The sequence below is a fragment of the Sphaerospermopsis kisseleviana CS-549 genome (assembly GCF_028329225.1).
GTDB lineage: Bacteria > Cyanobacteriota > Cyanobacteriia > Cyanobacteriales > Nostocaceae > Sphaerospermopsis > Sphaerospermopsis kisseleviana.
Genome location: NZ_JAQMTI010000268.1, coordinates 1 through 20,916 on the forward strand (window position 1 = coordinate 1; position 20,916 = coordinate 20,916).

Sequence of the window (20,916 nt, forward strand, 5' to 3'; positions counted from 1 at the left end):
AGTCCCCAGTCCCCAGTCCCCAGTCCCCTTAAAAAAAATGTAAACTTTTATTTCTATAACTAAACTCTGTTAAGATTTTTATCATAAAACATTAAAATATATAACGACCCTCATGACATTATTAATTGTCGGTGCTACTGGCACATTAGGAAGACAAGTAGCTCGTCGTGCTATTGACGAGGGGTACAAAGTACGCTGCTTAGTTCGCAGTACCAAAAAAGCTGCATTTCTCAAAGAGTGGGGTGCAGAACTGGTGAAAGGCGACTTGTGCTATCCCGAAACCCTGGTAGGAGCATTAGAAGGTGTAAACGAAGTCATTGATGCTTCCACATCTCGCGCTACAGATTCATTAACAATTAAACAGGTAGATTGGGAAGGTAAGGTAGCATTAATTCAAGCTGCAAAAGCTGCGGGTGTAGAGCATTTTATCTTTTTCTCTATTCTTGATGCTGATAAATATCCCAATGTACCGCTAATGGAAATCAAGCGATGTACAGAATTATTTTTAGCTGAATCTGGCTTAAATTACACTATTTTAAGATTAGCTGGGTTTATGCAAGGCTTAATTGGTCAATATGGCATACCCATTTTGGAAAATCAGCCGGTGTGGGTGACAGGTTCATCTTCCCCGGTGGCTTATATGGATACTCAAGATATTGCTAAATTTGCGATTCGGGCATTGAGTGTACCAGAAACCCAAAAACAAACTTTCCCTGTGGTGGGTACTCGTGCTTGGAGTGCAGAAGAAATAATAAATATTTGTGAACGTTTATCAGGAAAAGATGCGAGAGTAACACGGATGCCTATTGGCTTGTTGCGTGGTGTTCAAAGCTTACTGCGGTTTTTCCAATGGGGATGGAATGTAGCTGATAGATTGGCTTTTTCCGAAGTTTTAGCCAGTGGTAAACCATTAAATGCGCCAATGGATGAAGTATATACAGTGTTTGGCTTGGAGCAACAACAGACAGCCACAGTAGAAACTTACTTGCAAGAGTATTTCAGCCGGATTATGAAAAAGCTGAAAGAGCTAGACTACGAGAAAACCAAGAGCAAAAAGAAAAAAGATAAAAAAACGCCTTTTAAACAGTCATCAAAAGCTAATAGTCAATAAAATCCCAGATGTTGATTACAATATCCCAAAATATGTAACCATTACTAAAGAAAAAGCATAGCCTACTTGGATATTTGAATGTGCCGAAAGCTGGCATTATCTACAACGACGTTAAACCGATAGCAACTAGAACCGCTATCGAACTCAAAGACCAGTTAACCGCAGCTGGTTGGGATGTGTGTGTGACAACAAGCATCGGTGGTATACTGGGCTACTCTAATCCTGATAGTCCTGTATGCCACACCCCAGTGGAAGCTCTCACACCTCCCGGTTTTGATCCCAGTATGGAGTTTGCAGTGGTATTAGGGGGAGATGGAACTGTTTTAGCAGCTTCCCGTCAAGTTGCCCCCTGTGGGATACCATTGTTAACTGTGAATACTGGTCACATGGGATTTTTGACAGAAGCTTATCTAAACCAACTTCCCCAAGCTATAGAACAGGTAATGGCAGGTGAGTATGAAGTCGAAGAACGAACCATGCTCAATGTCAAAGTGCTACGGGGGGAAACTGTCTTATGGGAAGCCTTATGTTTAAATGAAATGGTGTTGCATCGAGAACCATTAACTTCGATGTGCCACTTTGAAATTCAAATTGGTCATCATGCAACAGTGGATATTGCAGCCGATGGTGTAATTATTTCTACTCCAACTGGTTCAACTGCTTATTCATTAAGTGCTGGTGGACCTGTGATTATTCCCGGTGTACCTGTGTTGCAGCTAGTACCAATTTGTCCCCATTCTTTGGCCTCTAGGGCTTTAGTATTTCCCAACAATGAACCTGTGAACATCTATCCAGTCAATGTACCCCGGATGGTGATGGTGGTAGATGGTAATGGTGGGTGTTATGTGATGTCAGAGGATCGGGTATATTTGGAGCGATCGCAACATAAGGCTAGGTTTATTCGCTTACAATCACCAGAGTTTTTCCGCGTTTTACGGGAAAAATTAGGTTGGGGACTACCACATATTGCTAAACCCAATTCTGTAGAATTGCCTTAATTGTCAGTGGTCAGTTAGTCTAATCTTGGGTGGTAAACGCCAACTTAGTGTGACTCGCACTTCTTCATTCGGCAAAACTGATATTTCCCATATACCATTTAAAAGTTCGTTGGCTATAGTATCCATGATTTTAGTACCATAGCCGCCTTTTTTGGGTCTATAAGTAGATGCTAACATAGCTCCATCATTTGCTATTACTAAAGTACATTTATCTCCCTGTTGCTTTAAACTAACAAATACTTGGGTAGCCGTACCGTGAGGTGGTTGAGCGTGTTGAATAACATTATTCAATGCTTCACGGAAAAAGCGGTAAATCTCCTCTCTATGTTCAATCCAAATACTGTTTAATTCTGGTTCTTGAAGAGGCTGAATTTCTGTAATTACTTTTAAAGTTAATTTTCCAGAACTTTCTAATTCTTCTAATGTGGTTTTTATTCCTATATCTAACCCTGGTTGGAGTATAGGAGTTATTTCCATTTTCTCAGTTAAATCTCGAATATTGCTTAATTTATTTCTAATTTCCTGCCCTAAAGCTGTCAATTTATCTAAAATTAAATCTATATCTAAATCAGATTCTAATTCAATTCTGTCCATTACCAATTTCAATTCTTGTAAAGCCCCATGATGAATATCAGCAGCAATACGATGGAGGATTTTACGGGTACGGGAAAGAATAGCTTCTTGTTCAGCCGCTTTCAGTTGGGTAATTTGATAGTTTTGTAGTGCAATAACCTCTTTTTGTTGTCCAAAAATAAAATAGATAAAAATAGATATTCCTGTTACTGTCCACACTAATAAAGGTTGAATAATCAATAATATCCATTTACATTTCCAGACTATTAAACATAGCCCCAAATAAACGCTAAATATTGCTAAAACTATGAATAATAACTGCCAATTTCGATAATTATAAATACCGATACTAATTAAAAATGCTCCGAAAATAATGATTATTAAATCAACCCATTGGCTAGGAATTTGTAAAAATGAATCTGTCATCAAACTAGCCATGATATTGGCTTGAATTTCCACCCCAGCCATACTATCACCAAAAGGTGACAATATAGGCATTGTTTGAATATTATTACCTTCAACAAAACCAATAAAAATAACTTTATTTTGAACTTGTTGAGAAAGTTTTTTAGGAGATAAAACCAAACATTTTTTGTCTTTATTAGGCTGACAAATAGATGTCAGTTCTAAAAAAGGAAAAGTTCCCGATTTACCCCAAAATTTGATTTTTATTGGAGTTTTAATTTGAGAAAATCTTGAGGAAAAATAAACTTTTTTTTGTTGCTGTTCCCACTTTTCTAAAGCTAGAAGTGGAACAGATTTAAAAGTCTTAATTTCGTTAATTTCTTCTGAAAGAAAGAATCTTCCAATTAAATGATAACTTCGCCCAGTGCTACTTAAATGAGCAGGTGTTTCTGCTTGGTTTTCGTATTCAAAAAAACCCTGAATAGTCTCAGGAGGTATTAAAGGTTGAAGTCGTTCACTATCAAAAGGGATAAGATGATTATAGATGAAAAACTTTGGTTTTTTAGAATTAATAATTGAATTGATGCGCGTGACTAAAACAATTTGCTTACTATGATTTTGTACAAGAGTTTTTAAAGGTTTATTGATTATTTCATTTATTTTGATCGGGTACTCAAGTTCTGGTGATTCTTCCCAGTCATTGTGGAGGTTCAAAACGACAACAGAAGCACCAGATTCTAAAAGATGCTCTACTAAATCTGCATAGAATATTCTTCCTAGAGATAGCTTTTGATTTGCTAAATCCTGGGGTTGAATTTTTACTAAAATAATTTCTGGAGGTATAGTTTTTGGCTGGTTTAATCTCAGGAATATATCTTGAAGTTGTAATTCCAATTTGTGAACTATAGGAATTTGAGAAAAGATGAAATTATAGAATACACTGCAAATGATTCCTAAGCTGAGAAATTTAATTTGCGAACTTTTGCTCCACAACATTTGGTTACGGTTGAAGAAATAGACGATAGCGAATAATACGATAGGGATTATTTTGAGATAAGCTAATTCCTAATTCTTTCTCTGTTTGCAAAAACTGCCAAGTTCCGGCTTTTGTTTCTACAGTTTCATTGATATTTGTAGAGTTTTTTAGCTGAAATGGTGGTTCATTTTTTGATGGTCCAGAGAGAAATTGCACGTTGTTGTCTGTAATCTCCAATTTTAACCCAACTGTGCCACCTTCACCAGCACCACTGACAATTTTACCTGTTCCTGACCAAATTTGTTGAGCTAAAGCGGGTGAATTTAGTCCCCACAGCAAGGACGCTGTGAGGATGATATGCAGTTTTTGGATAGGGAATTTCATAATTGCAGTCTGAATAGGTGGAGAAATGATGTTCTCACACTTATCAGAATTGGGTTTTTAGATGGGTTCGTAAGTTCGCACATTTTTTTGCGGGAGTTCGCACATTTTTCTGCAATGCTACACATTGATTTTTTGGGAGGGTAAAAATACTATCGGTAAAGGCTTGATTTAAGAAAGCGATCGCTCACATAAAAAAATAGAGGTATCGCAATTTACATTGTTTACTAAGGATAAAACTCGTGCATCAAATGAAACAAATTTTACTCTCTATTTTAGCGGTTAGTCCACTTGTGGCATCTTTGTCAGCTATATCTCCAGCAATAAGTGGTGAAATTCCATCGAACGCTATAGCTCAAGCTTCATCTGGATCAACATCGTTTCAATGTATTAATTTTGGTAGCGACTATGCAACAATCGCTGTTGCTGGAGGTAAAAAAACTAACCCATTGATTATTTATCAGAATCGCGTTTTTTCTGCAAGTGGTTATACTCCAGAAGTGCGATGTCAAGAGATTAGTGGTAGGTTTCAGACCGCAGTGGCTAACAATGGTGGAAAACTGAAAAGTTTATTACTGACGGTTGGTGAGGTCAATGGTTTGGATGTTATCTGCTACGTAAATAATAACCAAAGTGGTTGTAATAAGAAGAATGTATTAATCACTTTACCAAAAGGAACAGACCCTGGTGAATTTCTAGCAAATTTCCTCAATGTTTCTGCAAATCCTTTTGTAAGTACAAATGCAGCCCGAAATAGCAAGGCAAGAACTTATATACCTTTTGGAGAAGCTGTGGAGAGGGAGTTAGAATCTGCAGATGGAGAAAATGAGAATCCTGTCCCTGATAATGGTGGTAATGTAAACCCCAACAATGGCAGTGATAATCCAGAGATTTAAGACTTAACAGCATTTTTGCTACTAAACCTAAGAAGCATAGAACTTTTTAGGTTTATCAACCTCTTTATGTAATTTAGCACCAGGATTAACTTAATCATGAAGTATAAATTTCTTACTCTACTGGTGTTTATTACTGTTATTCTCGCTGGTGCAAGTGCAGGTAACTATCAACTTGGTATGAGAACGTTAGCTCAGACTTCTTATCAGTTGAAACTTAGTGTTGTAGAAACTGCCAGACTAATTACTGTCAGAATTTTGAGCAACCGGGGTGCTGGTTCTGGAATCATTATAGACCATCAAGGACAATCTTACACCGTCCTAACTTGCGATCATGTTGCTAATGCTAGTCCTAATGATAGCTATACTATCCTCACACCAGATGGCAAAACATATCAAGGCTACCGCAAACGTTTTTCTTCATTAGAAAATGTTGATTTAGGATTGATTCAATTTCAAAGCTCAACTTCTTATCAAGTTGCTGTTGCAGGGAGTTCTCAAAATATCTCAGTTGGAGATACAGTTTATACTACTGGCTTCCCTAACTACCAATATCGTAATTCAATACCCGTAGGCGAAACCTTGGACTGGGGGCTAAAAGCATATAAATTGACTACAGGAACAGTATCCTTAATGCTTACGAATCAATCTTTACCTCGTGGATATCAGCTAGGTTATACCAATGATGTAGAATCTGGCATGAGTGGGGGACCAGTTTTAAATAGCCAAGGTCAATTAATTGGTATTAATGGACGTGGTAAATATCCTTTACAGGGTATTGATATGTTTACTTTTGCTGATGGAACAATCCCATCACCAAACCTATTTAAACAGATGGAAGGTTTAAGCTGGGCAGTTCCGATTTCTACCTATCAGCAAAAAATGGGTCAATTACAGCTTTCAAAGCAACTCAAGACATCGCTAAATGGTACTACCAATAACGCCATTAATAGCGTATTAAAATGAGATGCTATCCCGATAATTTTCCATCTTCTATAAAGCTTTACACAGGATTAATACAATATATGTCAAAAACTCAATGGAAAGCCCTAGCACTTAGTTTAGCCGCCATATTAACCACAATAATACTGGTGATTACTACCACAGCTACAACCACTTTTGCTCAAGTTACCAGTGTTTCACAATTCAGGGATGTCAACCCCACAGATTACTATTTTCAAGCATTACAAAGTTTAACTGAAAGGTATGGCTGTGTAGCCCAATATCCTGATGGTACTTTTGGAAGTAATAGGGCGTTAACACGAGGTGAGTTCGCTGAACAATTAAATGCTTGTTTAGATAGAGTGAATGAATTAATTGCGACTGCTACGGCAGAAGTTCCACACGAAAGAATAGATAATTTAGAATCACGGCTCACTCAGCTTCAACAAAAGCTGGAATCAATTCACCAGACAAACCCCAATCAACAGAATGAACCTATTTAGAATACAGACATTGTTCCCAAGATTAAAGATTAACATTGGCCATGTTCAAAAATAGATGGAAAGTATTAGGAATTACTCTAGTTACTGTGATGACTGTCTTTGCCTTAGTCATTCCAGTGATTGCATCTGAATTTCCAATAACTAAAATCGCTCCAAGTGTGATTTTAGCCCAAGCTACAAATGAAACAGATGTTGACGCGATCGCTAGTATGACAACGGTATTTATCAGTGAAAATGTAGAAAAGAAAGAAGATATTAATAACTCAGTTCGCAATGGACAAATATTTCAGTATGCAGGTTCAGGTGTAATTGTTGGACGTAGGGAACAAATTATTGATGCAGCCACTTATAAGGGAGGAGTAAAAAACGGAATCAAGCAGTTTGTACACTACGTAATTACGAATGCTCATGTAGTCGAACAATTGATTAACGACAAAGATGTTCCTTACGGTCTACGAACTTACGATGGAGAAGTTTACACCGTCCAGGATGTTGAGTTTATTGGTAATCCGAAAAATGAAAATAATATTGACCTGGCTGTATTTGAGTTTGTGACTGAAAAACCCTATCCAGTCGCTACTATTAATACATCAGCAATTAATACAGGCGAGCGCCTGTTTGTGTCTGGCTGGCCAACTCCTTCCCAAAAAAATACAATTAGAAAACGTCGGTTTACATCGGCTCAACTAGAACGTCAAAATCCTCTAGAACCTATAGGTAACTATGGTTATAATTTAGTTTATAGTGCTACTGCTCCTGGCGTTAGAGTTGGCATGAGCGGTGGTCCAATTTTCAATTCTAAAGGAGAAGTAGTAGGTATTCACAGTGGTGGACCGCCTGATTCCAACTCACAAGGAAATGACCAGAAAGATTTACTTGAAGGTCGAGGAATTCAAATTATCCAATTACTGCGAAAAAAGCAAGCCAATAACTTTAACATCGCTCCGCCTTCAGTCAGTTCAGAGTTAATTGCACAGGGAAGAGAAAGACCAGGACAAGCTGACAGTATTACTTCGGAGGATTTTGCAGAAGGCTTTGTATCACCCACTGACCGAGCATTTCAGGCATTTCAAAGCTTACGTGAACGTTATGGCTGCATGAGGGATACTATACGTCAAGGTTTAGTTCCCTCTAGTATTGAAGTTTCACGGGGTCGAGTGGCTTTGGATTTAAATGATTGTTTACAGAGCGTAGAAACATTGATTTCCGAAGCGAGTAGGTCTAAAAAGATTAAGGAAATTGAACAAAAAATTAATAGACTTGAGCAAACAATAAAGTTTCTCCAGTAACTGGAAGTAGAAATACGTTAGTTTCTTAGTTAAGAGGCTGACAATTGCGACTTCAGATACCCGATTTCTTTAAGAAGTCAGGTATCTAGTTTCCCAGAATTGCAAACCTAGACAATATCAGGCATAATCACGGAAATTTCTTGATTGCGATGCTGACGATAGATTCTAAAATCACTATCTAATGTAATAATTGAAGTATCTGTATAAATTTCGGACATCCTTACCAAACACGCATCAGCTAAAGACATTGGTACAGATTCATAACGCTGCATTAACTTTTCAATAGATTCAATTTCATCATTTAAGCGAAAAGGTATTTCAATATATCCCTGCTTGACTAATTGTAGAACTTTCTCACGTCCTCCATATACTTTTTGCAACAGGAAGCAAACTTCCGTTAGAACAGCCTCACAGGTTAAAACAGGATACTGAATATTTGTCAAGGAAGAGACAGCCCACTGATGAAATTTATCATTAGGCATAAGAAATGCTACTAAAACTCCTGTGTCGAGGATGATACCCTTTCGCATTATTTACCGAAGCCTTCCATATATTTAGGATTATAAGATAAATCTTCCAAATTACTGTCTAAACAACCAATAAACTCTCGTGCTGCTTCAGTAAAAGAAACCTCTTTTTCATTGGGTTCTATCTGTTCTTGGATATGGCTAATTTTCCCTAGTTTAAATTCTAAAAACTCAATAAATTCAATAACTTCATTGCGCTGTTCAATAGGTAAGTTCTTGATTTTAGCTATGGCTATTTCTAAAGTTGTCATTTTGAACATTTTCTTTTCATGCTTAATTTATTCCTAGTTTAGCAAAACTCAACAGTAATAGCGATTCCTGCGGAGCAGTTCGCTATCGCTCTTTTGATAAGAGGATGATTTTGATATTTCATATCCCCGATTTCTTAGAGAAGTTGGGGATCTAGGTCTTGATAAAATATACGTACTAAATGTAAACTATACGTATCTTATCATCACCTAAAATATGAATGTTAAGCCACTGCGGTTTCTCGTGGTAGAAGATCATCCAGAAGTAGCCCAAAACAATTGCGATTTTTTGACAAAATTCGACCCTGCTGCTATTTGTGTCATCGCTTCTACTCCCCAAGCAGCAATGGAACGTCTAAAAATAGAAATACCAGATTTAATCGTTCTTGATTTACAATTTACTACATCTTGTGGATCTCAGTCCGTTATATCTTCCTTAGAAATGTTACAATCAATTTTTAATACTTATTCCTCTTTAAATATTCTTATATATAGTAGTGAACCTGGCTGGCTGATAAAATTTGTCAAATATATTAATCATCACTGTGGTGGCTTTGTGGTAGTAAATAAAATGGAACGACGCAAATATTTTTTAGAAGGGGTTGAAAGTGCGCTGAATGGAGAATTGAAACTGCCTAGAGAATTACGTCAGGAATTAAACTTGAATGAGAAAGAGTTGGAAATTCTCAGACTGTTATGTTATGAATCTTTAACAGATCAAGCCATAGCGCATCGTCTTCACATATCACTTAGGGTTGTGCAGAATCATATCCAACACCTAAAAGTAAAATTGGGTGTTGATGAAGTTGAGCAAAAAGACATCAATTCCCGTATCGCTCTATGTATGACAGCAATTCAGAAAAAATTATTATTGTTCTGATTCAGTTGCAGCACTTTGTATACAGGTATAACCGGAAAACTAGAAAATTGGGTTAGTATTGTGTGTAATGCCAATAACACGGTAACAGGTTATAGCTCTTATGAAATGGTTGTTCCAATTACCCATTACCAATTACCAATTTATATGACCTTTTCTCACAGTGCCTGCGTTCTGGTGATTGAACCCGATGATAGTTTAGCTAATCAATTAGCTTTTGATTTGCAAGAAGCCGGCTATGATACTGTTGTGGCTCATGATGCGGCTAGTGGTTTGCAAAAAAGCCGCGAAATGCAACCTGCTTTAATTGTTGTAGATCGGATGCTGACAGGAGAATCTGGACTTTCTTTGTGCAAAAATCTCCGCAGCAGTGGCCATCGTTCCCCTGTTTTAATTTTAATGGCCAGAGATACAGTTGATGATCGTGTCGCTTGTCTGGAAGCTGGTGCTGATGATTATATTCTTAAACCCTATCGCTCAGAAGATTTTCTCAAGCTGATTCGTCTATATCTCAAACCTGATGTCGATACCAGTGAACAGTTGCGTTTTGGAGATTTGGTGCTAGATATTGGCATCCGTCGCGCTGTCTATAATGGTATAGCTATCGACTTAACTATGAAAGAATTTGAACTATTAAAGTTTTTTATGGAGCATCCCCGTGAAGTATTAACCCGTGAGCAAATATTGGAGAATGTCTGGGGTTATGATTTTATGGGTGAGTCAAATGTGATTGAAGTATACATTCGCTACTTGCGGTTGAAAATTGAAGAGGAAGGGCAAAAACGCTTAATTCAAACGGTGCGGGGTGTAGGATATGTTTTAAGAGAATCTTAAAAATTCTGTAGCAGGAGTCAAGAGTCGTAGGGGCGAAGCATTTGGGCAACCAATTATCAATTTTAGCAACAGGCTATTTTCCGAATGCCTGTCTGCCGACAGGCAGGCTTCGCCCGTACTTCGCCCGTACAGGAGTCAGGAGTCAGGAGTCAGCAGTAAAACCCTATTGTAGTAGGAGTTTCATGATAAATTGATGTCCTAACTACTCTGTCTACGGAAGCACAGGAAAAAAATACCAACAATGCAACCAACCTAATATTTCTTTATGCTAATATTCCCAATACATTCAAATCTTGGATTTTGCCGGAATTTTATTTATTGATTTTTGTTTAGTTAAATATAGTTGACAATTTTTTAATTTTATACTGTAGTCATGGTTAATCATCCTAAAGGAACTCTCTGAGCGTGTTAGCTTTTTTTCTGCCTTGTTGTTTTTACCAGAATCAATAGTTATTAGGGATGTAGAATGAAAAGATTAACTTTTTATATAGTTGTGTTACATAGTTTATTTTTAGGTATGGGAACTGCTTGCGCCCAGTCATTAGAGACAAAGGCAAAGGAAAATCTGGCAACTTCAGATCAAATAACTTTACCAGCATCGCAACTATGGGTAATTAATCAAAATAAACAGGTACAAAAACAACCGTTTATGTGGGTGGTGGAAGATCCCAAAAAAGCCAGACAACAACCATTTTTACAACTTGCGAAAAATGCCAATAAACCAACTAAAAAACCTGGAGATATCACTAAACCATATAAAAATGAGAATTTAGAAGAATTTGATGATGTTGTCAAAGACACTCAAAAATTAGAGGGTATATTTACTCTTTATCGCCAAAAAGAAAATAATAAAATATATTTAGAAATTAAACCAGAACAACTAAATAAAAACTTCTTAGCTACAGCTACTTTGGAATCTGGTATTGGTGAAAAAGGTATTTATAGTGGTTTACCGTTGCAAGATTTTCTATTTTATTTCCAACGCATAGATAATACTTTGCAATTTGTGGTGCGGAATGTGAATTTTCGGACTCGTGAAGGAGATCCACAAGCTCGTTCTTTGCGGCGTTCTTTTAGTGATTCTGTTCTCTATAATTTGCCGATTAAAAGTATTCATCCCCAACGGAAAACAATACTCATTGATTTAGGTGATTTACTCTTAACAGATTTAGCAGGATTATCTGCGAGTTTGGAATTATCAGCAAGTCCAGAACAAGCCTATTTTGGTAATGCCAAAGTTTTTCCCCATAATCTAGAAGTGCAATCAATTTTAAATTTTACAGGCGCTGGCGGAAATCTGAGTGTACTGGCTGATAGTCGTGGCTTTACTCTCAAACTGCACTACAGTATTTCTCAACTGCCTAATAATAATTATCAACCGCGTTTAGCAGATGAGCGTGTGGGATATTTTATTACTGCATATCAAGATTTATCTAGGGATGATCGTGATGATAATTTTGTCCGTTATATTAATCGCTGGAATTTAGAAAAACAAGACCCCAAAGCGGAAATTTCTCCCCCAAAAAAACCGATAGTTTTCTGGATTGATAACGCTGTTCCTTTGGAATATCGTGATGCGATTAGAGCAGGGGTATTAATGTGGAATCAAGCTTTTTTGCAGGCGGGTTTTAAGGATGCGATTGAAGTTAAACAAATGCCAGATAATGCTACTTGGGATGCGGCTGATATTAGGTATAATACAATTCGCTGGATTAATACGGTAGATGGCTATTTTGCCCTTGGTCCCTCCCGTGTTAATCCTTTGACGGGAGAAATTTTGGATGCTGATATTCTGGTAGATGCTAGTTTTGTGAGGGCTTTAAAAAATGAATATCGGCAAATTATTTTACCCAAGCAAACACAAAAACAAACACAAACGCCAACTACTTTATCTACATTGATGCAAAATCGCCTTCTTTGTGGTAAAAATGATCAAAAAAATAAAGGGTTAATTGGCAATTTATCTAAACTAGCGGGAGAGTATGATTTATGCTATGGGATAGAATCTGCTAATCAATTTGCTTTTGGTGCTTTGGCTATGTCACTATTAGCAAATACTGTTCCTAGTCGGGATCAGATGCAAGATTATATTCATCAATATTTACGTTTAATTATTGCCCATGAAGTAGGCCATACTTTAGGTTTGCGGCATAATTTTCGCGGTAGCAATCTTTTACCTCCAGAGGAGATGAATAATCGAGAAATTACTAGCACTAAGGGTTTAACTGCTTCAGTGATGGATTATATTCCTCCTAATATTGCCCCTCGTGGTACGGTTCAGGGGGATTATTTTCCTGATAAAGTGGGAAGTTATGATATTTGGGCAATACAGTATGGTTATACTCCTTCTGGGGCAAAAAGTACCATTGCAGAAAAATCATTTTTGGCAGAAATAGCGAAATTATCAGAAAACCCAGAGTTGAGTTATTCTCCTGATGAAGATACATCGGAAATTGATCCTACATCTGCACCTTGGGATAATAGCGGTAATGTGCTAGTTTATTCTCGCTGGCAGTTGGATAATTCCCGTGTGATGTGGGATCGTTTAAATCAGGGTTATTTAATGTATGGTGATAGTTACAGCGATTTAACTGATCAGTTTAGTACCATTTTTGGTAATTATTTACAGCAGTTAAGTTACACTATTAAATACATTGGTGGTCAGTCTTTTTACAGAGTTAATCCGGTTGATAATAAAGGCAGATTACCATTTGTGGCGGTTCCTGTGGAAAAACAAAGACAGGCATTAGCAACTTTGCAAGAGTATGTTTTTGATGAAGAGGCGCTGAAATTTTCACCGAAACTACTGAATAAATTAGTACCTTCTCGTTGGTATCACTGGGGAAGTACACCTGTCACGGGGCGTTTAGATTTCCCGGTTCATGATTTGGTGTTGTTTGTACAGAGTGCGGTTTTGAGTGATTTACTTTCAAGCGATCGCCTGACTCGCATTAAGGATATCGAACTTAAAAGCAAACCCGGTGAAGCACTGACTTTACCTGAAGTATTTAATACTTTGCAAGATGGAATTTGGACGGAGGTTTTACAACCAAAAGGAAAATTAGAAATTTCTAGTTTACGACGGGGTTTACAACGGCAATATGTCAACTTTTTGACAGCTATGGTATTAAGGAAAGTAGATGTACCAGAAGACGCTCGCACTTTAGCATGGTATAAGCTCAAACAATTAGATCACCAACTCAAACGGGTGAGGTCTAATGATGAGTATACAAAAGCGCATTTACTGGAAACCCGCGATCGCATTGAAAAAGCTTTAAATGCTCCATTGCAGGGGAACTAGGGGACTGGGGACACTTCGACAAGCTCAGTGCATCCCTGGGGACTGGGGACAGAAAGAAGTTTAGCAATAACCAATTACCCATTACCAATTACCCATTACCAATTAACTATCACCAGTCTAAACAAATAATATACTTATTTAAACAGACATGATTTCACCCATTAATTTATTTGAGTATGAAGAGTTAGCAAAAACCCATCTAACCAAAATGGCGTTTGATTATTACAGTAGTGGTGCATGGGATGAAATCACTTTAAAAGATAATCGCGCTGCTTTTACACGGGTGAAACTGCGTCCTAAAATGCTCGTTGATGTCAGTGAAATTAACTTGACAACTGAAGTTTTAGGTGCATCGTTGCAGTTACCTCTGATGATTGCACCTATGGCTTTTCAGTGTTTAGCCCATCCAGATGGGGAAATTGCTACAGCAAAAGCCGCAGTTTCCGCAGGTGTGGTTATGGTGCTGAGTACCTTATCTACTAAGAGTTTAGAAGATGTGGCAATGGTTGATGATGGTTTGCGCTGGTTTCAACTTTACATTCACAAAGATCGGGGTTTAACTCGTGCTTTGGTAGAAAGAGCTTATGCAGCAGGTTACAAGGCACTTTGTTTAACTGTGGATGCGCCAGTGTTGGGAAAAAGAGAGCGAGATCAACGCAATGAATTTACCTTACCCCCTGGTTTACATCCTGCTAATTTAACCAAAATGTCAGGTTTAGACATTCCCCAAGAAAAAGGCGAGTCTGGTTTATTAACTTATTTTGCCCAGCAGATTAATCCGGCTTTGACTTGGAAGGATTTAGAATGGTTAAAATCTTTAAGTCCTTTACCGTTAGTTTTGAAAGGAATTTTACGGGGTGATGATGCGGTGAGGGCGGTGGAATATGGCGCACAGGGGATTGTGGTTTCTAATCATGGTGGTAGACAATTAGATGGGGCGATCGCTTCCTTGGATGCTTTACCGGAAATAGTCGCCGCAGTGGATGGTAAAGCGGAAGTCTTGTTAGATGGGGGTATTCGTCGGGGTACTGATATTCTTAAAGCTTTAGCGTTAGGGGCGAAAGCGGTTTTGATCGGTCGTCCCGTATTATGGGGATTAGCGGTATCTGGAGAAACGGGAGTAGCTGATATTATCAACCTACTCAAAGAGGAACTAACTACAGCAATGGCTCTCAGTGGTTGTGCTAGACTAGAGGATATAGATTCTAGTTTGGTGATTTGTCGTTAGTGGTTGTGGAAAAAAAAGGGCAAAAAATTTTTTTTTCCAAACCCCTTGCCAAATTAGAAGAATAGGTTATAATAGAAAAGTTGCTACCAAGGGCGAGTGGCGAAACTGGTAGACGCACCACACTCAAAATGTGGCGACCTTGCGGTCATAGGAGTTCGATTCTCCTCTTGCCCATTGCTTACTAGATAAGGGTTTTAGGGTTTTACCTCAAAACTATCAAATATAACTAACATAGTTATACCAGATAATTGAAACCTTCACTATGTATACATTGTAGCTATTTTGGCTACAAGCTAGGATAGCTGCCTAGTCAGTGTATATAATTTTGATATAAGGTATTATAGAAAATACATGATGCGGTTAATTTTAATAGGAATTTTGATTTTATTAACAGCTTGTAGTAGTATTGCATTGCAACCGACTTATGAATTAGTTGAAAAAGCCATTGCTATTCAACTAGAAAAAACTCAACAGCAACTTACACAAAAGCTAGATTTAGACTTTCAAAAATTTGAGATTAAGCAAGTAGTAATTACGCAAGAAGAACCTTTAACCATTGAATATTTACCAGCTTATCATGTCCAGGGAACTTATGATTTAACTGTTAAATTACCCAAAAAACAAATCACTCAACCACAAAAACCTTTTGATATTTATTTACAAATTCAACGAGAAGGTAAAAGTTGGCGTTTGCTACTTCCTGAAAAAACTAATAACGATAAACCATCAATTTGGCATAGTTATCAATTGATGATTGATAATTGATAATTTCTCGTTCGTAGTCTGAGACTGGGAACGAGATAAAAAGAGAGAGATAAAATTCTGACTCCTTGAACTCCTGACTCCTGACTTTTTAATAATTCTAATTTTGATAAACTCTACCTTTCCAAGCACCTCCTTTTCCTTGCCAATGTCGGTTAGCAGAATCTAATGTCATTAAAGTATATAAAAAGGCAATGATAGGTAAACAAAAAGCTAACCAAAGAGGACATTTATAAAAGGCGATTATGGGAAAATATGCGAATGTCATTAATAGCGATATGAGTAGACCTGTAATGATTATTAGCAGATTACCCATAATTAAACCTAAGATAATTCCTAAAATTGGCAGCATATAAACTATAAACATTCCTAAGACACTTCCCACTAACAACAAAGGAGAATAATTTAGTTGTGTGTAGGCGCTACGGGCTACCATATTCCAAATAGTTTCTAGGGAATCATAAGGACGCAAACTATAAGTTAAAGCATCTAATCCCACCCAAATTTTACCTTGATGAGATTTCACGACTTTGGCTAAAGAACAATCATCAATTAATGCGTGACGAATTATTTGTAGTCCGCCTATTTTTTCTAGGGTTTCTCGACGAATTAAAATACAACCACCAGCAGCAGCAGCAATAGATTTTTTCGGGTTATTTACCCAACGAAAAGGGTAAAGTTTTTGAAAGAAAAAGACAAAGGCAGGTATTAATAATTGTTCCCAAAAACTTTGACAGCGCAGTTTTACCATGAGAGATACTAAGTCTAAATTCTCTGTTTCTGCTTTGGCAACTAATCGCCGTAAATTACTAATATCATGTTCTATATCTGCATCTGTTAGTAATAAATAGTCAGGTAGTTGTAAAGACGTTTCATGAAACGTCTCTACAGCAACTTTTACACCTTGTTCCATTGCCCAAAGTTTACCACTCCAACCATGAGGTAAATCTGCACTATAAATAATATGTAATTGTTCGAGTTTATCAACTGCGTAAGCTACTCCTTGGGCAAAATTGGCTGTACCATCGGTACTTTGATCATCTACTAAAAATACATGAAAATTACCAGGATAGTCTTGTAAAAGGAGCGATCGCAAACTTACAGGAATTACATCAGCTTCATTCCTCGCTGGAACTACTACACACACTGTAGGTAAAGATTGTAATTTATTTGCTGTGGTTTTTAACTGTTGATCTACCCGCCAAAACTGCCCCCAAAACAACAGTAAAAATAACCAAATTGCTAAAGATAAAACCATCAAACCCGCTAAAATTTCTACCATAACTTCTACCATAACTGCTGAGGTCAGGATTTTATGCAAACACAAGACAGGGTAAAAGTCAAGGAAATTACAGAAGCGATCGCCGCTAGTCAAAAACATCTGCTGTCAATTCAAAAACCCGATGGTTATTGGTGGGCGGAATTAGAATCAAATGTTACCATCACTGCGGAAACTGTACTGTTACATAAAATTTGGGGAACAGATAAAACTCGACCTTTGCATAAGGTTGAAAACTATTTGCGATCGCAACAAAAAGAGCATGGAGGATGGGAACTATTTTATGGTGATGGGGGAGAACTCAGTACCACTGTAGAAGCTTACATGGCCTTGCGGTTATTAGGAGTACCTGCAACAGATCCCGCACTCATCAAAGCAAAGTCTTTAATTTTGCAAAAAGGTGGAATTAGCAAAACCCGCATTTTTACTAAATTACATTTAGCATTAATAGGTTGTTATAATTGGCGTGGACTGCCATCATTACCACCTTGGGTAATGCTATTACCTGAAAATTTTCCCTTCAATATTTATGAACTTTCAAGCTGGGCGCGTTCTAGCACTGTGCCATTATTAATAGTCTTTGATCAGAAACCTGTCTTTGAAATTGACAACCCCATCAACCTAGATGAATTATATACCGAAGGTGTGAATAATGTCAAATGGGAATTACCAAAAAATAATGATTGGTCGGATATATTTACCATTTTGGATGACGGGTTTAAATTAGCAGAAAGTTTAAATTTTGTACCTTTTCGAGAAGAAGGAATCAAAGCTGCTGAAAAATGGATTTTAGAACGTCAAGAAGCTACAGGAGACTGGGGGGGAATTATTCCCGCCATGTTAAATTCTCTGTTAGCTTTAAAATGTCTAGATTACGACGCTAACAATCCGATTATTTACCGGGGTTTAAAAGCAGTTGATAATTTCGCCATGGAAACAGAAAATAATTACTGCATTCAACCTTGTGTTTCTCCCGTATGGGATACAGCCTGGGCAATTCGCGCCTTAATTGATTCAGGTTTTGAGGCAGATCATCCAGTAATAGTAAAAGCTGGAGAATGGTTAATAGACAAACAAATACTTGATTATGGTGATTGGTTTGTCAAAAATAAACAAGGAAAACCCGGTGCTTGGGCGTTTGAATTTGATAACCGCTTTTATCCCGATGTGGATGATTCTGCTGTAGTTGTCATGGCTTTGCATCAGGCAAAATTACCCAATGAAAACCTCAAAAAACAAGCTATAAAAAGAGCTTTAAATTGGATAGCATCAATGCAATGTCAACCGGGAGGATGGGCAGCTTTTGATATTGATAATCATCAAGAATGGCTAAATTCTATTCCCTATGGTGACTTGAAAGCTATGATAGATCCAAATACTGCCGATGTCACCGCTAGAGTAATAGAAATGTTGGGCGTTGGTAACTTATCAATTCCCGCAGATAAGTTAGAAAAGGCGTTGAATTATCTTCTCAATGAACAAGAAACAGAAGGTTGTTGGTTTGGACGTTGGGGAGTAAATTATATTTATGGAACAAGTGGAGTTTTATCAGCATTAGCATTAATAAACCCCCAAAAATATCGCAGTGAAATAGAACGAGGTGCAGCTTGGTTAGTGAAAGTGCAAAACGCTGATGGTGGTTGGGGAGAAACTTGTTTTAGTTACAATGATCCGAGTTTAAAAGGTAAAGGAGACAGTACCGCATCTCAAACAGCTTGGGCGATAATTGGATTAATTGCAGCAGGTAAAGCTACCGGAAAATTTGATTTTCAGAGTCTTGAAAAAGGGGTTAATTATTTGTTAGAAACTCAAAGTTCAGATGGTACTTGGGATGAATATTACTTTACAGGCACAGGTTTTCCTTGTCATTTTTATCTCAAGTATCACCTTTATCAACAGTATTTTCCCTTAATTGCTTTGGGAAGATACAGCAGAATTTAGTAGTCAGGAAAAAGCACTGCGTTGAAGAGTAAAAATTGCTTGCTGTATAAGTTAGATCCTGTACTTGATTGATCTGCAATTTGCTGTATCACTGAATTAATAGGTGTATTGACACTCTGTTAACCTAAGCATGAGAGTCACCCCTCATGCTCGGCTTCAAAACCGTGGGTGATGTTTTCAGATCACATGGCTTCTTTCTAAGTTAACCTTAACTAAGCACAAATGTGTTTATATTTAGCCTTTTGTAACTCGATTTTCAAATTCTTTGCAAGTATTTTCGACTATAGCAAGAGCAGATGGATAAATACTATCATGCTCTTCTTTCAGCCAGGCTAAAAGTCTAGCAAGCTGGGCGTTCCGTAAATCTAAGTCTGTCTGAAAAATTATTGATGTTGCCATTGCTTGAGCATATTGAGGTGGATGACCTTGCTGTACTAAAGCATCAATCAGAGCGGCTAAGGCTTGCTGTGACACAGAAGCAGAAGCATTTTCTATAGACATAATTTAGGGAGAAATAATTGAATTTGACTAATTATGATAATAGATTTCACCTAATATTGCCATTCCTATTGTTCAGTAATTTTAAATTACTCAGTACCTAGGGTTTGCTGAAAAAGTCTTGTCGTGGAGACAGGGAACAGTTTCAAGAGTTCGATGGGAGCGATTTTTCCTTTGTGTACAATAGGACTTACGCAAGATGTGACTGAAAACCTTATTCTTGCGTAGGGGTAATTCATGTAGCTTGCTTCCCGAAGGGTATTACCCCTACTTTCATTCCCTTTTGCGTAAGTCCTGTATAAGTTGAAATCTCAGTATATATTCACTATTAAGCTTTTAGCCGTAAATCAATGCTTTTTAAATTGATTAGTCTGAATTGATTATACTTAAATAATTTTTGCTCACGAAACCAACTGCAACCCATACAGAACAAGGTGAATAGAATAAATACTTAAACATAATGTCTTTTTATTATACAAACTTTTGGCTATTTACAGATCACAGATACTGGTATGTGTAGATTAAGGTAAGTTACAAAAAATCTATTTTACTCCTAATATATTTACTTTTGTAACATTGTTGTTAACACAAGTTATAATTAGAACATTTTTTTTATCATAAAATTTACGTAAATATTTGTGATCAATGTCATTTAAGAGTAAAAATCATTACTTAAAGGCAATTCCACGTAAGGACAAAAACATAATTTCCTTAGCCATAAATTTCTTGATTTTTAGTTTTTTAGCCAGGTTGGCATTAAAAATTGTCATTGTCACAGTCAAGAAGGATCAGGGAAGAGACTCAAGAGAAAGGTTTTGGGTAAATTTAATTTTTGTTACAATCCGTTACATATTGAGTTATAACTTAGTAATAATAACTGACTTTATTCTCTACTACTGATTTTTTTGCCAGGCTATTTACAAATAGTAAAACTAGTGATATTAGTATAAAGAGTTCAAGCGAGTGTATAACTTACTATCTTGTAAATGTTAAATGACTCCAGTAAGGTAGGTTAACATCAGAAAATTCTGGGACTAGACAAACTGGAATTTCCTAGTGAGACTAACTATATAGTGGTTTAACCACATACATAAAGTTGTCTCCATATAACTTAGTAAATAAAAGATCAACCTTTATAAACCTTACTGTAGTCATGTTTACAATGAAACTATTACAAGATATAAGTAAATACTCAAATCAACAACAATGAATTAAGGTGCAAAACAATGGCAGTTGAAAAAACTAATTCTTCCTCCAGCTTGGCAGAAGTTATTGATAGAATCCTAGACAAAGGTATCGTTGTAGATGCTTGGGTTCGTGTTTCCTTGGTTGGTATTGAATTACTAGCAG

The 20,916-nt window shown here is 37.1% G+C and carries 18 protein-coding genes, 1 tRNA gene and 1 pseudogene; 14 read left to right on the forward strand and 6 right to left on the reverse strand.

Going from position 1 to position 20,916, the window contains the following annotated elements:
- Positions 1-112: 112 nt before the first annotated feature.
- Both PN497_RS21105 and PN497_RS21110 read left to right on the forward strand, forming a co-directional pair.
- Positions 113-1,111: an SDR family oxidoreductase gene (locus PN497_RS21105; RefSeq protein WP_096567165.1), complete on the forward strand. Its 999-nt coding sequence runs from the start codon at positions 113-115 to the stop codon at positions 1,109-1,111.
- Between the two features lie 80 nt (positions 1,112-1,191).
- On the forward strand, positions 1,192-2,109 hold the full coding sequence (locus PN497_RS21110; protein ID WP_096567163.1) for an NAD(+) kinase: 918 nt from the start codon (positions 1,192-1,194) through the stop codon (positions 2,107-2,109).
- A gap of 3 nt (positions 2,110-2,112) precedes the next feature.
- Here the strand turns inward: PN497_RS21110 and PN497_RS21115 are convergent, their stop codons facing one another.
- Positions 2,113-4,083, reverse strand: a complete 1,971-nt coding sequence (locus PN497_RS21115; protein WP_096567161.1) for a sensor histidine kinase — start codon at positions 4,081-4,083, stop codon at positions 2,113-2,115.
- A gap of 4 nt (positions 4,084-4,087) precedes the next feature.
- Positions 4,088-4,447: a hypothetical protein gene (locus PN497_RS21120; RefSeq protein ID WP_096567159.1), complete on the reverse strand. Its 360-nt coding sequence runs from the start codon at positions 4,445-4,447 to the stop codon at positions 4,088-4,090.
- A gap of 248 nt (positions 4,448-4,695) precedes the next feature.
- Here PN497_RS21120 and PN497_RS21125 point away from each other — a divergent pair, with 248 nt between their 5' ends.
- The 4 genes and pseudogenes from PN497_RS21125 (at position 4,696) to PN497_RS21140 (ending at position 8,071) form a co-directional block, all read left to right on the forward strand.
- Complete coding sequence (locus PN497_RS21125) at positions 4,696-5,340, forward strand: COP23 domain-containing protein (protein WP_096567157.1); 645 nt, start codon at positions 4,696-4,698, stop codon at positions 5,338-5,340.
- Positions 5,341-5,436: 96 nt separating this feature from the next.
- On the forward strand, positions 5,437-6,303 hold the full coding sequence (locus PN497_RS21130) for a S1 family peptidase (protein ID WP_096567156.1): 867 nt from the start codon (positions 5,437-5,439) through the stop codon (positions 6,301-6,303).
- 59 nt (positions 6,304-6,362) lie between these two features.
- Positions 6,363-6,677, forward strand: a pseudogene (locus PN497_RS21135) (iron uptake porin); the annotation flags it as partial.
- Between the two features lie 146 nt (positions 6,678-6,823).
- On the forward strand, positions 6,824-8,071 hold the full coding sequence (locus PN497_RS21140) for a S1 family peptidase (protein WP_096567151.1): 1,248 nt from the start codon (positions 6,824-6,826) through the stop codon (positions 8,069-8,071).
- A gap of 107 nt (positions 8,072-8,178) precedes the next feature.
- Here PN497_RS21140 and PN497_RS21145 read toward each other — a convergent pair whose 3' ends face one another.
- Both PN497_RS21145 and PN497_RS21150 read right to left on the reverse strand, forming a co-directional pair.
- Positions 8,179-8,601, reverse strand: a complete 423-nt coding sequence (locus tag PN497_RS21145; protein ID WP_096567149.1) for a type II toxin-antitoxin system VapC family toxin — start codon at positions 8,599-8,601, stop codon at positions 8,179-8,181.
- The gene (locus PN497_RS21150; protein WP_272110829.1) at positions 8,601-8,858 is read right to left on the reverse strand and encodes a hypothetical protein; all 258 of its coding nucleotides are present in this window, start codon (positions 8,856-8,858) and stop codon (positions 8,601-8,603) included. Before PN497_RS21150 ends, PN497_RS21145 begins: the two co-directional genes overlap by 1 nt.
- A gap of 205 nt (positions 8,859-9,063) precedes the next feature.
- Here PN497_RS21150 and PN497_RS21155 point away from each other — a divergent pair, with 205 nt between their 5' ends.
- The 6 genes from PN497_RS21155 to PN497_RS21180 all read left to right on the forward strand — a co-directional run bounded on the left by PN497_RS21155 (position 9,064) and on the right by PN497_RS21180 (position 15,851).
- The gene (locus PN497_RS21155) at positions 9,064-9,726 is read left to right on the forward strand and encodes a response regulator transcription factor (protein ID WP_096567147.1); all 663 of its coding nucleotides are present in this window, start codon (positions 9,064-9,066) and stop codon (positions 9,724-9,726) included.
- Between the two features lie 144 nt (positions 9,727-9,870).
- A complete protein-coding gene (gene nblR, locus PN497_RS21160) occupies positions 9,871-10,557 on the forward strand; it encodes a response regulator transcription factor NblR (protein WP_096572633.1) in 687 nt (228 codons plus the stop codon).
- Between the two features lie 466 nt (positions 10,558-11,023).
- On the forward strand, positions 11,024-13,858 hold the full coding sequence (locus PN497_RS21165) for a zinc-dependent metalloprotease (protein ID WP_096567145.1): 2,835 nt from the start codon (positions 11,024-11,026) through the stop codon (positions 13,856-13,858).
- 148 nt (positions 13,859-14,006) lie between these two features.
- Positions 14,007-15,086 carry an alpha-hydroxy acid oxidase gene (locus PN497_RS21170; RefSeq protein ID WP_096567143.1) on the forward strand — a complete coding sequence of 360 codons (1,080 nt, stop codon included), beginning with the start codon at positions 14,007-14,009 and terminating at the stop codon, positions 15,084-15,086.
- 90 nt (positions 15,087-15,176) lie between these two features.
- A tRNA-Leu gene (locus PN497_RS21175) sits at positions 15,177-15,260 on the forward strand.
- 177 nt (positions 15,261-15,437) lie between these two features.
- Complete coding sequence (locus PN497_RS21180) at positions 15,438-15,851, forward strand: hypothetical protein (RefSeq protein ID WP_272110830.1); 414 nt, start codon at positions 15,438-15,440, stop codon at positions 15,849-15,851.
- A gap of 97 nt (positions 15,852-15,948) precedes the next feature.
- On the opposite strand, the gene PN497_RS21185 is transcribed toward PN497_RS21180, so the two are convergent.
- Entirely contained in the window at positions 15,949-17,130 is a 1,182-nt protein-coding gene (locus tag PN497_RS21185; RefSeq protein WP_096572632.1) for a glycosyltransferase, read from the reverse strand.
- 33 nt (positions 17,131-17,163) lie between these two features.
- Here PN497_RS21185 and shc point away from each other — a divergent pair, with 33 nt between their 5' ends.
- The gene (gene shc, locus PN497_RS21190; RefSeq protein ID WP_096567140.1) at positions 17,164-19,068 is read left to right on the forward strand and encodes a squalene--hopene cyclase; all 1,905 of its coding nucleotides are present in this window, start codon (positions 17,164-17,166) and stop codon (positions 19,066-19,068) included.
- A 234-nt stretch (positions 19,069-19,302) separates the two neighbouring features.
- On the opposite strand, the gene PN497_RS21195 is transcribed toward shc, so the two are convergent.
- Positions 19,303-19,569, reverse strand: a complete 267-nt coding sequence (locus PN497_RS21195; RefSeq protein ID WP_096567138.1) for a hypothetical protein — start codon at positions 19,567-19,569, stop codon at positions 19,303-19,305.
- A 1,223-nt stretch (positions 19,570-20,792) separates the two neighbouring features.
- Here PN497_RS21195 and gvpJ point away from each other — a divergent pair.
- The coding region (gene gvpJ, locus PN497_RS21200; RefSeq protein ID WP_272110832.1) for a gas vesicle protein GvpJ at positions 20,793-20,916 on the forward strand (124 nt) is incomplete at its 3' end.

What these genes read in the sequence shown, in the direction of transcription:
- PN497_RS21115 (WP_096567161.1), bottom strand. Translation starts at nt 4,083, where the DNA reads ATGTTGTGGAGCAAAAGTTCGCAAATTAAATTTCTCAGCTTAGGAATC.
- PN497_RS21165 (WP_096567145.1), top strand. Translation starts at nt 11,024, where the DNA reads ATGAAAAGATTAACTTTTTATATAGTTGTGTTACATAGTTTATTTTTA.
- PN497_RS21145 (WP_096567149.1), bottom strand. Translation starts at nt 8,601, where the DNA reads ATGCGAAAGGGTATCATCCTCGACACAGGAGTTTTAGTAGCATTTCTT.
- PN497_RS21195 (WP_096567138.1), bottom strand. Translation starts at nt 19,569, where the DNA reads ATGTCTATAGAAAATGCTTCTGCTTCTGTGTCACAGCAAGCCTTAGCC.
- PN497_RS21185 (WP_096572632.1), bottom strand. Translation starts at nt 17,130, where the DNA reads ATGGTAGAAATTTTAGCGGGTTTGATGGTTTTATCTTTAGCAATTTGG.
- PN497_RS21170 (WP_096567143.1), top strand. Translation starts at nt 14,007, where the DNA reads ATGATTTCACCCATTAATTTATTTGAGTATGAAGAGTTAGCAAAAACC.
- PN497_RS21105 (WP_096567165.1), top strand. Translation starts at nt 113, where the DNA reads ATGACATTATTAATTGTCGGTGCTACTGGCACATTAGGAAGACAAGTA.
- PN497_RS21150 (WP_272110829.1), bottom strand. Translation starts at nt 8,858, where the DNA reads ATGTTCAAAATGACAACTTTAGAAATAGCCATAGCTAAAATCAAGAAC.
- nblR (WP_096572633.1), top strand. Translation starts at nt 9,871, where the DNA reads ATGACCTTTTCTCACAGTGCCTGCGTTCTGGTGATTGAACCCGATGAT.
- shc (WP_096567140.1), top strand. Translation starts at nt 17,164, where the DNA reads ATGCAAACACAAGACAGGGTAAAAGTCAAGGAAATTACAGAAGCGATC.
- PN497_RS21120 (WP_096567159.1), bottom strand. Translation starts at nt 4,447, where the DNA reads ATGAAATTCCCTATCCAAAAACTGCATATCATCCTCACAGCGTCCTTG.
- PN497_RS21180 (WP_272110830.1), top strand. Translation starts at nt 15,438, where the DNA reads ATGATGCGGTTAATTTTAATAGGAATTTTGATTTTATTAACAGCTTGT.
- PN497_RS21140 (WP_096567151.1), top strand. Translation starts at nt 6,824, where the DNA reads ATGTTCAAAAATAGATGGAAAGTATTAGGAATTACTCTAGTTACTGTG.
- PN497_RS21155 (WP_096567147.1), top strand. Translation starts at nt 9,064, where the DNA reads ATGAATGTTAAGCCACTGCGGTTTCTCGTGGTAGAAGATCATCCAGAA.
- PN497_RS21130 (WP_096567156.1), top strand. Translation starts at nt 5,437, where the DNA reads ATGAAGTATAAATTTCTTACTCTACTGGTGTTTATTACTGTTATTCTC.
- PN497_RS21125 (WP_096567157.1), top strand. Translation starts at nt 4,696, where the DNA reads ATGAAACAAATTTTACTCTCTATTTTAGCGGTTAGTCCACTTGTGGCA.